We start from the raw sequence: 16,113 nt of genomic DNA on the forward strand, positions 1-16,113 counted from the left end.
CCCGAAGGCCCGGCCCCCGCCGGTCCCGTGCGTACGCCGGGCCACCCACAGGACAAGACTCGCGAGCAACCGCACTTCATGCCGCACCAGCAGCCCCCCGACCCTCATCGCCGCTCCTCGGCGAGGATCCGCAGCGCACGGCGGACGGCCTCCGTCTGAGCCGGGGAGAGGTCGTCGTAGAACGCGCGCAGGAAGCCGTCGTCCCGGTCCAGCTCCCCGGCCTCCGGGAACAGCCCCGGCGGGATGCAGCCGGCGAGCGCCCGGGCCGCCTCGTCGACGCGCGGGTCATCCGGCTCGGCACCGGCGAGCGCGTCGAGCAGCGCGTAGGCCTCACCGGCCCGTGCCACGGCCCCCGGACTCCTCAGCGCCTCCCCGATCGAGGACACCATCTGCTCCCGGGCCCCCGCCGGCATGGCGGTCTCCAGGAACGCCATGATCTCGCGGTCCTTGACGGCCATGGGTGAATCCGACAGATGCGCGGTCCCGGCGAACAACGCGGCCAGCTCGGGCGACACGGGCCCCTCCGCGGGCACCCCGCCCTCCGCGTCCAGCAGCGACCGCGACCGCGCCCGCCGCTCCCGCAGCGCCTCCTCCTGCCGCGCCAGATCCTCGTCCAGCTCGGTCAGCACCTCGACGAGGTCCTTCCCGGCGTCGTCCGCGAGCAGGTCCCGCACCTCCGCCAGCCCCAGCCCCAACTCGGTCAGCCGCCGGATCCGCGCCAGCACGACGGCATGCCGCAACCCGTACTCCCGATACCCGTTGGCCCGCCGCTCGGGCTCGGGCAGCAGCCCCAGATGGTGGTAGTGCCGCACGGCCCGCGTGGTGACGCCGACGACCTCGGCGAGTTCTCCGATCCGCATACGACCAGTGAAGACGTTGACGCTGCGGCAAGGTCAAGCGAACGGCTCGGTGCCTGACGGCGGCGTTGATCGTGTGCCACGATCGAGGGAAGAGATCCCGATCTCACGGACAGGTGATCAGCCGATGTCCCAGCCTGGTGAGCGACAGAAGGAGGGGCGTGACATGACTGCCATGGCACACGAGCCGCTTTCGCAGGAAGACGTCCTGCTTGAGGGCTTCCTCGCCCTGGACACGCCGGAGGGTTTCCGGGCAGAGCTGATCGAGGGGGAGATCGTTGTGACGCCGCCGCCGGACGGGGATCACGAGGACTACATCGGACTGATCGTGAACCAGGTGATCAGACGCTCCCAGACCGACATGCAATTCTCAGGCAACAAGGGGTTGAAACTGCGCAGCGGAGGCGGCTGCCCGAAGAACCACTTGGTCCCCGACGGCACGTTCGCTCCCATGGAACTGCGCCTGTACCGGGGGGCCGACTCCTGGATGCCCTGCGACGGCGTCGCCATGGTGATGGAGGTGACCTCCACCAAACCGCAGGCCGACCGCGAGGCCAAACGCCGCTGCTACGCCCGCGCGGGCATCCCGCTCCACCTGCTCGTCGACCGGGACACAGCGCAGGTCACCGTGTTCAGCGAGCCGAAGGACGACGACTACCGCGAGCATTGCGCCCGCCCCTTCGGCAAGTCCGTCACTCTCCCCGAACCCTTCGCCTTCGACCTGGACACCGCGGATCTCCTCTGATCCCCTGTGGGCGGGGGTGGGCGACTTGGGGTCACGTGAACAGGCGAGATGGACCAGGGCACGACTCGGCCGGTCCGGCCCGCCCCTCGACCTCCTCACCGCCCACTTCGACAGCCACGTCTACGCGCCCCACGCCCACACCGAGTTCACCGTAGGCGTCACCGTCGGCGGCTCGGAGGTCATCGCCTACCGGGGCGGGCACATCCACTCCTACCCCGGCTCGATCGTCGTCCTGGAGCCCGGCGAGATACACACGGGCGGCCCGGCAGCGGCCGACGGCTACGCCTACCAGGCCCTCTACGCGGAACCGGCCCTCCTCACGGACGGCACTCTCGGCGGCGGCCTCCCGCACTTCAGCGACCCCGTCCTGCACGACCCGGAGCTGGCGTCAGCCCTGCGCGCCGCCCACACCGACATCAGCGCCTGCCCCGACCCCCTGGAGGCCGAGTCCCGGCTGCCCTGGAACTGATCAAGGAGGTCGGCCCGACCCGGGCCGGCGTGATCACGTACGTCAACCCGGCGGTAGCGGTCGCCGCGGGCGCGCTGCTCCTGGACGAGGAGCTGACCTCGGCATCGGCGTCGCCTTCGCCCTGATCGTGGTGGGCTCCGTACTGGCCACGGCCGCGGCGCCGAAGCGGACCATCCGCCGGGTACCATGGTCGACACGGCAGACGAGCCGGGCGGACGGCCGCGTGGAGTCCCCCTGACGGGGAGCTCCCCGAGGAACGTCCGGGCTCCACAGGGCAGGGTGGTGGCTAACGGCCACCCGGGGTGACCCGCGGGACAGTGCCACAGAAAGCAGACCGCCGGGGACCTCGGTCCTCGGTAAGGGTGAAACGGTGGTGTAAGAGACCACCAGTGCCCAGGGTGACCTGGGCAGCTAGGTAAACCCCACCCGGAGCAAGGTCAAGAGGGGCCGCCTTTTCGGAGGTGGCTCTGCGCGGACGATCGAGGGCTGCCCGCCCGAGTCCGCGGGTAGACCGCACGAGGCCGGTGGCAACGCCGGCCCTAGATGGATGGCCGTCGCCCCGACGACCGCGAGGTCCCGGGGTACAGAACCCGGCGTATAGCCCGACTCGTCTGCCCCTACCTGTGGCTTTGCCTCGGAAAGGGCCTCTGATCTGGGACGGAGGCTCTTTCCGGTCTTTCGGGGGCTTGCCGCGTTGGTGGCGGAAAGTCCCTCGGAAGTCCCTCGGACAGGGCTGAAAGTCCCTGAAAAGTCCCAGGAGCGGAGGGGCGGGCGAGGCCTCTGGGCTGGGCATTCGCGTCAGCCGTCGGACCATGACGTAGGGAGCGGATCGCAGTCCTCGGGGTGGCCTTGGACCGGCGATTAGGCGGCCTCGGCGTTGGTGGTCGTGTGGGGCCGTGCGGCCCATTCGGCGCTGGCTGCGGCGAGCCGGGGGTGCATCGCGCGAAGCTCTTCCAGCTGCCCGGCCACCGTCTCGATGAACTCGGCCAGCTGGTCGGGATCCATCGGGCGGGTGTACATGTCGGCGGCCACTTCCACCAGAACGTGCGGGACTCGGTAAGCCGGGCTGGCTGTTGAGTCCGGACTCACGGCGAGGTGCGCGCAGAGCAGTTGCCAGGACTTGTAGTCCTCGTAGCCCTCGGTGTATTCGGCGTGGGCCACAGTGCCGTACAGCTGGTGGTGGACGTCGGCCGGGTGGCGCGTTCCATCCATGTCGTCGGTGTGATCCACCGTGCACCAGGACGGACACGTGACGGTGTGCCGGGTACCGTACCTGTCTTCGTACGTCCAAGTGCGGCCGGCCGTTGCCGCGGTCTCGATGGTCTGCCCGGACATCAGGCCAGCGATCTGTGTACGTGCTGCCCGGAGCTTCGCCAGGTGCACGCTCATGTCGCTGATCAGTTCGTCTACCTCCCCGAGGCTGAGCGTCGGCCAGTCGCCGCCGGCCACGAAGTCCAGTCCGGGCGCTTCGTCGTTGATCTGGGACAGGTGGAACGCCATGATGCCGTCCCTGTGCCGTCCAGCGTACGGGCGGTGGGCGCCCATGGCGGTGAACGGGCCGTGGTGAAAGTGCTCGTTCGGGTCCTCGTGGTCCGCCGGGTCTCCCGTGCAGAAGGAGATGCCATCGGGGCAGACGACCCTCTCCGGATCGGGTGCCTGCTCACGGCTGATGACGGCATCAACCTTGTCCGCGAGGATCTCGAGCTCGTCCGCGAACCTTCGCAACTCCGTCGCCTTCGCGCGGGCCTCGGCCGCGTCCGTGTCGGTCTCGCTGAGGCCGATCACCGGATCTGAACCGGAGAAGTCCAGCAGGCGCGCGTCCAGAAGTTCACTGCCGTCATTGCCCATGACGACGTGCCGGGCTCCGATGTGTGCGTCGTGGACGCCAGTCTCGGTGCACCAGTCCCGGTGGACGGGGCACAGCTGCCAGTCGTCGCCCTCAAGGCCGGTGCCGTTGGCAGGCGACGAGGAGTTGGCGGCGCGTTGGGGGGCCAGTGCACTGCAATCCTTGGTGCTGCCGCTGTCCGTGGTCGTCGATACGGCGGTGGTGCTCACGCTCTTTCCCCTCGTTGCAGAGATATTGGGTCGGAGACCTCGGCTGGTAGACGAACAATCACAGGCTCGACGTCCGCTGTCGCTTGGCTCCTCGTGGTCGCTCAGCCTCGCTCATAGCGGGCAGCCGTTCTCTTTTCGAGCAGCACTTGTCCCTAGAAGGCTGATGAAGATCTTGGGTTCTGGCCCTGCCGCGTCAGCGGCAGGGCCAGACTCGTCTTGTGGCGATGGGTGAGTGGGTCGGCGAGGTGGTCGGGCCGGACGTGTGGGAGACCTGCCGGGAACTGATCCCGGCGGGGAGTGTGTTCGCGTTCCTGGCCGAGCATCGTGGCGAGCTGTTCCCGGCTGAGATGTTCACGGACATGTACCCGTCGGCGAACGGACGGCCGAGCATGCCGCCGCAGATCCTGGCCGCCGCGATCACGTTGCAGGCCCTGCACGGACTGTCGGACTTCGAGACGGTGCAGGAACTGCGGTGCGACCTGCGGTGGAAGGCCGCATGCGGCCTGGGCCTTCACGACATGGCGTTCGATCCGTCGTTGCTGGCCTATTTCCGCCGCCGGCTGGCCCGTTCCGCCCGTCCTAACCGGATCTTCGAGGCCGTGCGCGAGGTCGTGAAGGCCACCGGGACCCTCAAGGGCAAGCACCGCCGGGCGCTGGACTCCACCGTGCTGGACGACGCGGTCGCCACCCAGGACACCGTCACCCAAATCATCGCCGCTGTCCGCGCGGTGATCCGCGAGGTCCCCGGCGCCGACGCGGTCGCCGCTGCCCAGTGCGGCGCGCACGACTACACCGACCCGGGCAAGCCCCGCATCGCCTGGAACGACGAGCAGGCCCGCGCCGTGCTGGTCGACGCACTGGTCACCGATGCCCTGCGGCTGCTGGGCCACCTGCCCGATGAGCAACTCGGCGAAAGGGCGGCCAACGCGGTGGGCATCCTGGCCCTGGTCGCCGGCCAGGACGTCGAGCCCGCCGAGGACTCCGACGGCCGGGATGGCCGCTGGCGCATCACCCGGGGCACCGCCCCGAACCGGATGGTCTCCACCGTCGATCCGGAAGCACGCCACGTGCACAAGACCCGCAGCCACCAGCAGGACGGCTTCAAGGCCCACCTGGCCGTCGAGCCCGAGACCGGGTTGTACACCGCCGTCGCCCTCAGACCCGGCGCGGGGCCCGAACACCATGAGGCCGCCGTCGGCCTGGACCTGCTCGCCGGGGAGAGCGAGCCAGTGGACGCCTTCGGTGACACCGCCTACTCCACCGGCGACGCCCGCCAGACCCTCCACGAGGCCGGGCACCGGCTGTTCCTCAAGCCCGCACCGCTGCGGCCCGCCGTCCCCGGCGACTTCGCCATCGACACCACCACCGCCATCGTGACCTGCCCGGCCGGACACACCGTGGCCCTGTCCGACCCCGGCGGGCAGCACCACCAACGCAAAGCATCCTTCGGCAACTTATGCACCGGATGCCACCTGCGCGAGCAGTGCACCAAGGCCAGGGCCGGACGCATCCTGACCATCCGGCCCCATCACAACATCCAGACAGCAGCCCGCCGCCAGGCCGCCACCGATCCCGGCTGGCAGGCCGACTACCGCCGCTGGCGGCCACCGGTCGAACGCGCCGTCGCCTGGCTCGTCCACCACGGCAACCGGCGTCTGCGCTACCGCGGCACCATCAAGAACGACACCTGGCTCCACACCCGAGCCGCCGCCCTCAACCTCCGCCGACTGATCAGCCTCGGACTCACCCACACCAGTGGCACCTGGCACGTCGCACCGGTCAGTACATGACCGGAGGGCTGTCCGGCCTGACGGCCGGACAGCCCTCACCAAGATCTTCATCAGCCTTCTAGTAGTGCTTGCGCAAGGCCCGATCCCGGCGGTCCGACTGGCCTACTATGCCAAGAGTGATCGATCGGCAACGTCGCGTGGAGCCTCGTCGGCTTCGCTGCTCACGGCTCTCTCCCCGCGTCCTCATCCTCCGCGGTGAGAAGTCATGACCGCTCAGGACGCGGCCGTCGAACTCGTCGGCTTGTGGCCGCGGTTGCCCGAGCTGGTCGGCCGGGACTGGCTTGATGTGCGGGGGGAGCTGCTGGATCTGGTGGACCGTGTCCGCCGGTCCGGTACGGACGCGGACCGGGTGGAACACACCGAGTCCATCATGGAGTTGCTGCTCCCCTACGCACAGGTGCGCGAGGCTCTGTCGGACGCCTATTTCCGCGGTCGCCGATCGAGTGCTCCCGAGGGCCTGGAGGACATCGACTGGGCGGCGGTGTGTCGCCTGCTCGGCGCGATGCCGCACGAGCAGTGGATCAACGCGCGCTTCGACGGACGTACACGCGGCGATGCGTTGCCCGCGCACGTCGCACACCGACTGGTCATCGGCGTCGACCGCTTCGCCCATCCCCACGCCTTCGCCTCGGCCGAACTCGCCCTGACCGTGCCCGAGGAGGCGGGGTCCGCCGTCCTGGACGTCGACGTCCACGGCCTGCCCGAGTCGGTCGAAGTGGTGCCGGTGCGCCGGACGCTGGTGGTGTGGCGCGATGTCCCGGGCCTCGCCGTGGCGGAGGGTGCCGGTGACGCCGCGTTCGATGTCACCCTGCTCAAGGACGACGGGCCGGTGAAGCTGATCGCGGTCGTCCGCACGCCCCACGGGCACATGCGGCAGGCGATCGTCATGACCGTGCATCCGTCGGGACGGATCGACCAGGAGGCGCCCGTACGGCCACCGCGCCAGACCGGCATGCCTGGCACGCCCGTGGCGCTCTCCTTGGTGATCGCCCGCCTCCATGGAGTCCCATGCGTGGTGGCCCGGGACCGGAGAGGCGCCATGCTGGCCGAACTGCCCTACAGTTCTGACCTGTTGGACGGCATAGCCGAGGACGCACGGCAGGGCATCGGCAGGCTTCTCACGGGCGCTCGAGGGCAGCTGTACGAGGAGCAGTTGGACATCCCGGACGAGGTGTACACGGCGGACCTGCGCAGCGTGGCACGGTCCGGCCTCGAATTCTTCCAACGCCTCTTTCACGAGGGCCGGCACCTCAGCCCGAACCTGCCGAGGATCGGTGACATGCTCGTCTCTGCCGTCGCCGATGCGGGGTCGGACTCGGACGCGCCCCATATCGAGATCGTCCCCAACGGCCTGAACCTGCCCTGGCATCTGCTGTACGCCGCCGACCGCTGGCACGAAGACACGCTGAGCCCCTACCGGCTGCTCGGCATCGGAGCCAGGCTCACGGTCGTCCCCGAGTTCTCCGAGCACCGGCACACCACGGACGCGACCGTGCGCCCCGCCTCCGACACCACCGCCTTCATCGCCGTGAACACGGAGATCGACCGCGCCCACACGGACGATCCTCGCTCCTTGGTGGCGGACCAAGTCGGCTACTGGAAGCGGCGCATGGCGGACCGGGCGGAGATCGTCGACGACGGAGACCGGGTGGCCGAGGCACTGAGAACGCCGGAGCGGTGCGATTCTCTCTGGTACTTCTACTGTCACCTCGTGCCCGGCGAACAGCCGACGTCGTCCGACGCCACGTTGCTGTTCGCGGAGCAGAAGCAGGTGAGCCTGCGGGACATGCAGCTCGATGCTCCGTACGAGGTGCCGCTCCCGGGCGCCCCTCTCGTGGTGTTGAACACCTGCTCGTCCAGGGCGCGCGGGGCGATGCTCCGGTCGGACTTCGGCGCGTACTTTCTCGACAAGGGTGCCCGTGCCGTACTCGTCACCGACGTCGAAGTGCCGACCACGTTGGGCGCCGTGTGGGCGGAGCGGTTCTTCGACCGGCTTCTCGCGGGGGCCACCTTGGGGGAGGCGCTGCATCTGACGGCGCGTGACCTCGTCGAGAGCCATGGCAATCTGCTGTGCCTGCTTTACACGGCGCTGGGCTCCGCGGACGTACGGCTGGTGGCCGCGTGATCCGTATCGAGGCGCTGCCCGCCAAGCACGGTGACTGCCTCTGGGTCGAGTGGGACGACGGCCCCCGGCTGCGCCGGATGCTCATCGACGGCGGGCCGGGCGGCACGCGTGAGCTGCCCACCGGGCTGGCGGCGCGCTTCGCCCGACAGCCGGAGAACCAGCGCGAGTTCGAACTCGTCGTGTGCACCCACATCGACGACGACCATCTCGCCGGGCTGCTCCCGCTGTTGACCGCCCCGCCGAAGAACTTCTCCGCGCGCGACATCTGGTTCAACGCACTTGAACACACCGGTCCCGCGGACACCCTCGGCGTCGTGGGGGCCCAACGACTCACGGAATGCCTGCGGAGCGGCCGCCACCCGTGGAACGTGGCCACGTCCGGTGAGCCGATCGCTGTGCCCACGAGGACGGGTCCACCTCAGTTCCCCTTGCGCGGTCTGACCCTCACCCTGCTGTCCCCCTGGGCGGAGCAGCTCACCGCACTGCGTGCGCACTGGCAGCGGGCCACCGCCGCCCGGGCCCGCCGCCAGGCGCGCGATGTCCTCGGCGGCACAGACCTGTTCGACGGCGCCGACGCGCGGACCCTGGCGCGACTCGCGGCACGCCCCTACCACGCCGACGACAAGGCACCCAACGGCTCCAGCATCGCCTTCCTCGCCGAACATCCCGACGGCAGCCGTGTACTGTTCGGCGCGGACGCCCACGCCGAAGCCCTGGTCCGCTCCCTCCATCGGGTATGGCACGGCAACGACTTCCCGGTCTCCCTGGTCAAGGCACCGCACCACGGCAGCGCGCACAACACGAGCCGGGAACTGGTGGCCGCGCTCCGCTGCGCGAACTGGCTGATCTCCACGGACGGCGGCCACGGCCACAGGACGAGGTTCGCGGACGGCCGCTCCACACATCCGGCGCCCGAGGCCGTCGCCCGGATCATGGTGAGGAACGCGGCGGCCGGCCGTCCCGGCGCCCCGCACACCACCCTCTGGTTCAACCACCGCTCACCCAGCACGGAGCGCTACGCCGCCCCCTCGCTGCGCGAACTGGGGCTGCGCGCAGAGTATCCGCGGGACGACAACCGGGGCATCGCCGTGGCCGTGTCCAGGGGGACGGTGTTCCGCGACCGAGGGACTTCGCGGCCGGAGGGCCCGGTACCGGAGTGACACCTCCCGGGGAGGGCGGGCCTCAGTTCGCCGGCGTGGCAGGCGACGCACTCTGGTCCGGCAGCGCCGATGTCTCCAGCAGACGCTCCGCATACAGCCACGCCGCCGACTCCACCCACCGCGCCCGCACCACCAGCGACCAGAACGCGACCAGGCCCACATGGACCACGGTCACGGCCACCACCACCGCCGTTTCCGGACGTCCCAGGAATCCGACCGGCACGAACAGCCACGCCAGCGCCGCCATCAATCCGGCAATGGCCGTCGCCAGGCCGTACGGCCGCAACCCGAGGGCGTTGCGCCGGAAGCCGTACTCGCGGTTCTGCTCCATGACGAGCGCACAGCCGGGCAGACCACGCGCCCGGGACCTGAGCACGAGTCCCGCCGCGTCGTAGAGACGGTCGGCTGCCTGCGGATCGCGCCGTTCCTCGGCCTCGGTGGGCAGCCGCAGCGCAGGGCCGGTGATTCGCTGGACCGCCTCGTGGAAGTACGTCAGCTGGGAACGGTCGGCCGGCCCCCGCCAGCGGAGCAGCTGAACCGTGGGCTTGCCGCCCCAGGACGCGAACAGGGCTTCCTCGAGGCGCTTGCCCCGGCTGCGCCCCAACTGGTCGGCGCAGAAAGGGAGTCCACTGCACAGGATCAGACTCCACAGCCACGAGGAGCGCGGCAGCGCGGGAAGCCCCGCGCCGAGCAGCAGGGCCACGGGCAGCGTGGCGATCAGCAGGGGGCGCAGCCGGGCGCGTCGGCTGTACGCGTCGAAGAGCAGGAAAAGCGCGGACTGGCTCATCATCATCCCCACCTACCTGAACGGGCCTGCGCCGGACAGTGGTCCACAGACCCGGCGAAGGCATACCCGTGCGCGCCGGGGTCCATGCGGTGCCGGTCAGACGCCCATGTAGGTGAAACTCGCCCACTGATCCGGATGGGCGTGGGAACGGTCCGCTCCCGCGCCGCGAAGGCGCAGCGCGATCCGGAAACGGCGCGCGGCCTGGTGCGGAAGCCAGGGGGCCTGCTCGGCCGAGGCCCGCTCGTAGTGGTCCAGCTTCTCCTCGTCGGTGGTGTCCCGCATCCACACCTGCGCCCGGGCGAGCGCCACGGGCGGCGGGACAGAGACCTCCTGATGGCGCCAGAGCCGGTAGAACTCGGTCATCAGCATGGTCGTCGCCACGTCCGGGACCTCCCAGAGCGAGGCGAGCACTCCGGCGGCGCCCGCCTGGAGCAGCCCGGTGGGCAGGGAGATCACCTCGTCGGGCAGGTCCGTGCCCGGTACGAAGGTCTCGCACGCCGACAGCACGGCGAGCCGCAGCCGCAGACGGAGCGGCAGCAGGTCCGCGAGCCGCAGCCGATCGGTCCCGGCGAGCAGCAGATGGCTGTCCAGCGGGGTGCCGAGGTCGGCCTTGCCGTGGCAGGCGAAGTGCGCTACGTCGGCCCGGCGCAGCGCGGCGGAGACCGCGACGGTGCCGGCGTCCTCGCCGGACAAGGGCGGCTCGTGTGCGCCCGGGAAGGCCGCCTGGGCGACGAGCGCCTCGGTGCCGGCGTACTCCAGCTCCCGGCCTCGTGGCGTACGGGGCGGGTCGGTGACGGTCACCAATCGCCGGGCCGGGACCTGAGAGAGGGCACGGGCGGCGCTCAGTGCGCGGGCGTTGGGGATGTGGCTGAGGGTGAGGTGGTCCAGCGCGTAGCGGCGGCCGGTCGGCCTGCTGGGGTCGGCGGTCCACGCCGCGTGCAGGGGAACCAGCCCGAGCAGACCGCCGGCCACCAGTGTCGCGGCGGGCTCGTGGGACAGTCGCGGCAACACAGGTGCCATGACCGCGGTCCAGAGCCACTGGGTGAGGTCGTCGAGTTCCGACCGCCAGCGCCGCGCCGCCTCCTCGGAGGCGTCCTTGGCCGCGCCGTGCGCGGTGAGGTAGGCCGTCACCCGCTCGTGCAGGGACCGCGTGGTCAGCTCCGGCAGGGGTACATGATCCACTTCCGGGCCCCGCACGACGAGGGCCAGGCCGCCGGGTTCCGCCGGCGCGAGGTAGACGAGGGGCGTGTCGGACGCAGCGGCCGTGACGTCGTCCATCGAGGGCGGGGCGAGGAAGGAGGCGAACTCGCGGACTCCGTCGATCTCGACGTTCTGGATTTCCTTGACCACCTCGTCCAGCTCGCGGCGCGCGGCCCGGATCTCCTCGGAGCGCTCGTCCTGGATCACCGGTTCCGCTCCCGTCGCCCCAGGGATTTCAGTCGGCACATGGACTACGCACCCGCCTCGTCGTACGCCTGAGTGGCTTGTTCCAGCCGCAACATGGCCCGCTCATAGCGGGCGGCCAGATCGGGGCGGGCCGTGCGCAGGGTGCCCACGGCGAACCGCTCACGGTCCAGCGACTCGGCCAGGATGACGGCTCGTGCCGTCTCCAGGACGACTGCGGCGTCCTGGAATCTGCCCGCCGCCGTATGGACCGGGGCCGCGCGCTGCCCCGCGGTCGCTGCTTCGACCAGCACGGTCTCTTTGTCGGCTCGGGTGGTCTGGGTGATCGCCACCCTGTGCAGCAGTTGGAGCAGCCAGCCGTACGCCTCGGCGGCCTCGCGCGGCCGGTGTCCCTCCCAGGCCCGGTCGGCCCAGGTCCGGGCGGCGTCCAGCGCGGTAGTCGGCGTGATCGCGGCCAGCGTCCGCACGACCTGCCTGGACCGGTTCGACGCCTCTGCCCAGTCGTCGCTCGACCCCGTCGAAGCGGCCCGGATGTGCAGCATCTGAGCGAGCCCGGCTTCGGCGAACGCCCGCTTCGGGGTGCCCTTCCGCAGTCGCTCGGCGTCCGTCGCGCGAAGCTCCAGCGCCCGCGTGAAGTCCTCGGCACTGCCGTCCCTGATGCCGCGCAGCAGCAACGCCTCCGCGTACCGGTGCCGCGCCGGGGGGACGATGTCGGGCCGTCGGCCGGGTGAGCGCAGGACACCCTCCAGCAGGCCGATGGCCTCGTCGAGGTCCCGCGCGCTCCGGTCGGCGGTCTCGGCGTACCGCTGCGTCAGGCACTGCGCCAGCATCACCGCCGCGCCCGCCACATGCACGCCCACAGCCACCCGGTGGGCCTCACGCGCCCCGTCCAGAGCCTCCCGTACGTCCTGGTCGGCGAGTTGGGGCTGCGCGCGTCGACGGTGGTGGGCGCGCGCCAGCAGGTGGTGGGCGGCGTCGCACAGCATCGGAGCGCGGGACGGGTCGTCCGGCGCCATGTCCCCGAGGTGCCGGTCGGCCAGCGCGATCGCCCGGTCCGCTTCCGAGAGCCGGCCGCTGAGCGCCATCGACATGGCCGAGCGAGTGGCAGCCAGCTGAGCGGGCAGCCCGGACGAGGCAAGGCCCGGCAGCAGGCGGGTGCCGGACTCCCCGGCGGCTGGTTCCGGAACGGTGTCGAGCGCCGCCGGATCCGCGCCGGTCCGGACCACCTCCTGCCGCGCCGCCTCCAGATTGACCGCGAGCGCGTCCGCCAACCCGACGACGGTGGACGCGCCGTCCGTTCGCTCCAACTCCTCCAACAGATCCACTGCCCGCACCGCGTCCGCTGGATCACCGCTGACCCGGCGGCACCGCTCGAGCAGGGCCGCCGCCAGCCCCATGGTCAGAGGAGCGCGTTCGACGTCGGGCAGCCGCGCCGAGCCGAGCGCCCGCTCCAGGTGGTCCAGGCCACGCTCGAGATCTTCAGGACGGTGCCGAAGTTCATGCAGGGCCACATGGGCCTGCCCGATCCTGCCCAGGAGTTCCGCGTGCTGCGTCGAGCCCTCACGGAGCCCCCGCATCGTCTCCTGCCAGAGCTCGATCGCCTCCTCCTGGTCGCCCACCGCGCGGCCGTACGACAGACAGCCCGCGAGGTTCCCGCTCAGTGTCCGTCGTTCGGCGCGCCCCTCCGGTACGAGGCCCAACGCCTGGCGAGCGGCGTCCACCGAGTCCTCCCAGTGGCTCACTTCCCCCGTGCAGCGATAGGCGGCCAGGTGCGCCTGGCTCAGATTCGACAGGGCGACGGCCTGGCGCAGCTTCGAGGAGTCGGGGCCGGGCAGCGACGCCCGGGCGCGGCGCAGCAGTTCCGGAACGCGCTCGCACGGCACCTCCTCGCTGAGGAGCCGGTCCAGATCCACGTGGTCCCCCTCGGGGCGGCACGGAGGCAGAGCCATCAAGTATCACCAGAAGTCGCTCTTGCGTGACCCTATTGACGAACTCAAGCGAAATGCACGGGAGTTCTCGCAATATCAGGGCATCACGGCTCAAGGTGCCGCTACAGTGCGGGCCCGGAAGCCGTGTGCCGCGCTGATAGCACGCGCGAGACCGCACACGCAGCACAGCCCGTAGGGGGACCATGGCCGCCGCATCAGGCCCATCGGACGGGAACTCCAGGAGATTCCAGGGGGACAGCACGACCGGCGACGCCGAGGACGTCACCAGACACGACCCGACAGGCCGGTCCGACGTCCGGACGGACGCCACCCGGCGCGACACGGTTCCACCCGCCGGTGCGGGGACCGGGGACGCCACCCGCGCCGACACACGGCGCCGGGACCCGGGGGAGAGCGGACGCGACACGGACGCAACGACGGCCTGGATCCATGTGCCGTCCGTCGTCACAGAGCGCTACGAGGTCGTCCGACCGCTTCGGGCCGGCGGCGAGACCCTCGTCGTGCAGCACGTCAGGGACCGCCGGGACGGCTCGGAGTGGGTCGTGAAGCTCTACCGGGGGTCCTTACGCCGCAACACCCCCGTCATGACGGCCCTCAAGGAGGCGGATCACCCGCACGTCGTCCGTGTCCGCGACTTCGGCTCGGAGCAGGACGACCACGGCACCGACTGGCCCTGGGAAGTGCTGGAGTACGTCCCCGGCGGCTCACTCGACACGCTGCTGCGCGAGCGCGGCGCGTTGGACGAGGACGACGTCCGTACGGTCCTGAGCCAGACCGCGGAGGCCCTGCACTATCTGCACACCGAACTGCACATCGGCGACCGCCGCGGCGCTGCGCACCGGGACGTGAAACCGGCCAACATCCTGCTCCGCCACGCGGACGGCCCCATCGAGGTGGCCCTGGCCGACTTCGGCCTGGTCGCGGAGACACGCGAGACCCGGCAGACCGACCTGGCGGCGGGCAGTTGGATGTACCAGGCGCCGGAGACCTTCTACCGGGCCGACCGCCGTGTCGCACAGGACTGGTGGTCACTCGGCATCCTCGTCGTCCGCATGCTCACGGGACGCAACCCCAATGACGGGGGCGCCGGTAGCTGGTCGGGCCCCCAGGCCCTCTTCGAGCACCTGACCACGCACGGCGTCGATCTCAGCGGTGTGGAGAACCAGCGTTGGCGCCTCTTGTGTGCCGGACTGCTGACCCGCGCGCCCGAGGACCGCTGGGGTCACGAACAGGTGCGGATCTGGCTCAACGGCGGTAGCCCCGAGGTGCACAACGCGCCTCCTCCGCAGAGCGGCAAACCCCTGCGCGTCGGTGGCGAAACGTACCCCGACCGCGAAAGCCTGGCCGAGGCCATGGGGGAAGCGGGCTGGCCCGTGGCCCGCAGCCCGTTCCTGTCGACGGAATGGCTGGGCTCCCTGCGCACCTGGTTAGAAAAGGAGTTCAACGGCGGCGGAGTCCCCGGCGAACTCGTCGAGCACCCGGCCGAGGATGTGCGGGACGCCGCCGTACGGGCCGCCGCCTTCCGGGCGGCCGTGCTCAAGGAGGCCCCTCCGCGCTTTGCCGGCCACGACGCCGACGCCGTCGGGTTGGCCGAGCTGGCACGGTCTTCCGCCCCGGAGGACCGGCAGGTGATCGCCGTGGTCAGCGGGGACCTGCTGCATGTCTTCGCCTCCCACCCCTGCGCCACCCCCGACGAGCGCGGCCACAGCCGGTGCGGCAGGGGCTGCCGCGTCCTCGTACGGGCCGCCGAGACACTGCCGGAGGAGGAGGCACGGCTCGGACGCGAGATCAGCGCGCTGGTCTCCCGCCTGGGGACCGCCGCACCGCCCCAGCTGGCCGAGGTGCTGCGCGGGCTGCACCAGAACCGTGAACTGCGCGTCCTGTGCCTGCGCAGCGTTCTCGACCCGGCGAGCGTGCAGCGACTGCGGTCGAGTATCCGCGTACAGCGCCGGACCGTCCCGAAACTGCGGGCCTGCTCCTGGTGGATGGACCTGTCGGCGGACGCCGTGCGCGACCGTGACTCCGTCGCCCGGCTGCTGCTCGCCCAGATGCTGCTGCCCCAGGCCAAGGCGGAAGGGCTGCAGGAGCTGCAGAAGCCCGGCGGAGCCCGGGAACGTCGCCGCACCGGGCTCAAGAACGCCCTGGGTGAGGCCCGGACCCACGCGCTGCGGCTGTCCGGGGACCTGATGACGGCGACCGCGCTGTTCCTCCTCTCGCTCGTCGCGCTCTACGTGGCGGTCGTGGCCTGGCTCAGCTGGGCCGGGGAGACCCCCGAGACCGAGCTCGGCAAGTACGCGACGACGGCCGCGGACCTCCAGTACACCCTGAGTGTCCCGCTGGCCGCGGTGCTGCTCTCGCTGGTCCTACTCCAACGCAACCCCGCTCCGGCGGCCAAGCTGGCCGGCTGGTGTGTCGCGGCGGCCGGCGCCGCACTCGCCGTGACGCTGTGGAACGGTCATCGCCAGGAGGTCCGCTTCCCGTACCTCCCCGGATCGGATCTCAAGGACGTCCTGCTGGACCTGGAGACACAGCCGGGCATCCACGACCACCCTGGCACCGCGGCCGGAGTGGCGGCCGTGATCGTGCTGGCCGGACTGATCGGCATCGCGATGTGGGCCGACCGCCGCCCGGTCTCCGGCCGCTCGGCCACATGGGCGCTCTGGGCCCGCACGCTAACGGTCCTCGCGGTGCTTGCGCTGCTGATCGGCCCCGCCTTCGACTGGTGGCCGACCGCTCTCCTACCCGTCGAGACGAAGGAGCTGTGGTGACGAA

10 protein-coding genes, 1 other RNA gene and 1 pseudogene are annotated in these 16,113 nt (G+C 70.9%); 7 read left to right on the forward strand and 5 right to left on the reverse strand.

The window, feature by feature from the left end:
* Window positions 1–104: 104 nt before the first annotated feature.
* The gene (locus C1J00_RS03605; protein WP_102907572.1) at window positions 105–860 is read right to left on the reverse strand and encodes a MerR family transcriptional regulator; all 756 of its coding nucleotides are present in this window, start codon (window positions 858–860) and stop codon (window positions 105–107) included.
* A gap of 172 nt (window positions 861–1,032) precedes the next feature.
* Between C1J00_RS03605 and C1J00_RS03610 the strand changes: the two genes are divergently transcribed.
* The 3 genes and pseudogenes from C1J00_RS03610 to rnpB all read left to right on the forward strand — a co-directional run bounded on the left by C1J00_RS03610 (window position 1,033) and on the right by rnpB (window position 2,685).
* The gene (locus tag C1J00_RS03610; protein WP_180989394.1) at window positions 1,033–1,602 is read left to right on the forward strand and encodes a Uma2 family endonuclease; all 570 of its coding nucleotides are present in this window, start codon (window positions 1,033–1,035) and stop codon (window positions 1,600–1,602) included.
* Window positions 1,603–1,627: 25 nt separating this feature from the next.
* A pseudogene (locus tag C1J00_RS03615) lies at window positions 1,628–2,065 on the forward strand (AraC family ligand binding domain-containing protein); the annotation flags it as partial.
* 209 nt (window positions 2,066–2,274) lie between these two features.
* An RNA gene (rnpB, locus tag C1J00_RS03620) (RNase P RNA component class A) lies at window positions 2,275–2,685 on the forward strand.
* A gap of 247 nt (window positions 2,686–2,932) precedes the next feature.
* Here rnpB and C1J00_RS03625 read toward each other — a convergent pair.
* A complete protein-coding gene (locus C1J00_RS03625; protein WP_102907574.1) occupies window positions 2,933–4,126 on the reverse strand; it encodes a DUF6907 domain-containing protein in 1,194 nt (397 codons plus the stop codon).
* A gap of 224 nt (window positions 4,127–4,350) precedes the next feature.
* On the opposite strand from C1J00_RS03625, the gene C1J00_RS03630 reads away from it, so the two are divergent.
* The 3 genes from C1J00_RS03630 to C1J00_RS03640 all read left to right on the forward strand — a co-directional run bounded on the left by C1J00_RS03630 (window position 4,351) and on the right by C1J00_RS03640 (window position 9,201).
* Entirely contained in the window at window positions 4,351–5,916 is a 1,566-nt protein-coding gene (locus C1J00_RS03630; protein WP_102907575.1) for an IS1182 family transposase, read from the forward strand.
* Window positions 5,917–6,121: 205 nt separating this feature from the next.
* Window positions 6,122–8,041, forward strand: a complete 1,920-nt coding sequence (locus tag C1J00_RS03635; protein ID WP_102907576.1) for a CHAT domain-containing protein — start codon at window positions 6,122–6,124, stop codon at window positions 8,039–8,041.
* Entirely contained in the window at window positions 8,038–9,201 is a 1,164-nt protein-coding gene (locus C1J00_RS03640) for a ComEC/Rec2 family competence protein (RefSeq protein WP_102907577.1), read from the forward strand. Before C1J00_RS03635 ends, C1J00_RS03640 begins: the two co-directional genes overlap by 4 nt.
* Window positions 9,202–9,223: 22 nt before the next feature.
* Here C1J00_RS03640 and C1J00_RS03645 read toward each other — a convergent pair whose 3' ends face one another.
* From C1J00_RS03645 to C1J00_RS03655, 3 genes are all read right to left on the reverse strand, one after another.
* On the reverse strand, window positions 9,224–9,988 hold the full coding sequence (locus C1J00_RS03645) for a hypothetical protein (protein ID WP_146046125.1): 765 nt from the start codon (window positions 9,986–9,988) through the stop codon (window positions 9,224–9,226).
* 96 nt (window positions 9,989–10,084) lie between these two features.
* Window positions 10,085–11,395, reverse strand: coding sequence for a CHAT domain-containing protein (locus C1J00_RS03650; protein WP_102907579.1), 1,311 nt, complete (start codon window positions 11,393–11,395; stop codon window positions 10,085–10,087).
* A gap of 44 nt (window positions 11,396–11,439) precedes the next feature.
* Window positions 11,440–13,341 (reverse strand): hypothetical protein, encoded by a 1,902-nt coding sequence (locus C1J00_RS03655; protein ID WP_146046126.1) that lies wholly within the window; start codon window positions 13,339–13,341, stop codon window positions 11,440–11,442.
* Window positions 13,342–13,523: 182 nt separating this feature from the next.
* Between C1J00_RS03655 and C1J00_RS03660 the strand changes: the two genes are divergently transcribed.
* A complete protein-coding gene (locus C1J00_RS03660; protein WP_102907581.1) occupies window positions 13,524–16,109 on the forward strand; it encodes a serine/threonine-protein kinase in 2,586 nt (861 codons plus the stop codon).
* Window positions 16,110–16,113: the final 4 nt, after the last annotated feature.

It is taken from the genome of Streptomyces cahuitamycinicus (genome assembly GCF_002891435.1).
Classification (GTDB): Bacteria; Actinomycetota; Actinomycetes; order Streptomycetales; family Streptomycetaceae; genus Streptomyces; species Streptomyces cahuitamycinicus.

Bases quoted from the DNA above. Each gene is read 5' to 3' on its own strand.
- C1J00_RS03605 (WP_102907572.1), bottom strand. From the start codon at position 860: ATGCGGATCGGAGAACTCGCCGAGGTCGTCGGCGTCACCACGCGGGCC.
- C1J00_RS03645 (WP_146046125.1), bottom strand. From the start codon at position 9,988: ATGAGCCAGTCCGCGCTTTTCCTGCTCTTCGACGCGTACAGCCGACGC.
- C1J00_RS03630 (WP_102907575.1), top strand. From the start codon at position 4,351: ATGGGTGAGTGGGTCGGCGAGGTGGTCGGGCCGGACGTGTGGGAGACC.
- C1J00_RS03655 (WP_146046126.1), bottom strand. From the start codon at position 13,341: ATGGCTCTGCCTCCGTGCCGCCCCGAGGGGGACCACGTGGATCTGGAC.
- C1J00_RS03610 (WP_180989394.1), top strand. From the start codon at position 1,033: ATGGCACACGAGCCGCTTTCGCAGGAAGACGTCCTGCTTGAGGGCTTC.
- C1J00_RS03660 (WP_102907581.1), top strand. From the start codon at position 13,524: ATGGCCGCCGCATCAGGCCCATCGGACGGGAACTCCAGGAGATTCCAG.
- C1J00_RS03635 (WP_102907576.1), top strand. From the start codon at position 6,122: ATGACCGCTCAGGACGCGGCCGTCGAACTCGTCGGCTTGTGGCCGCGG.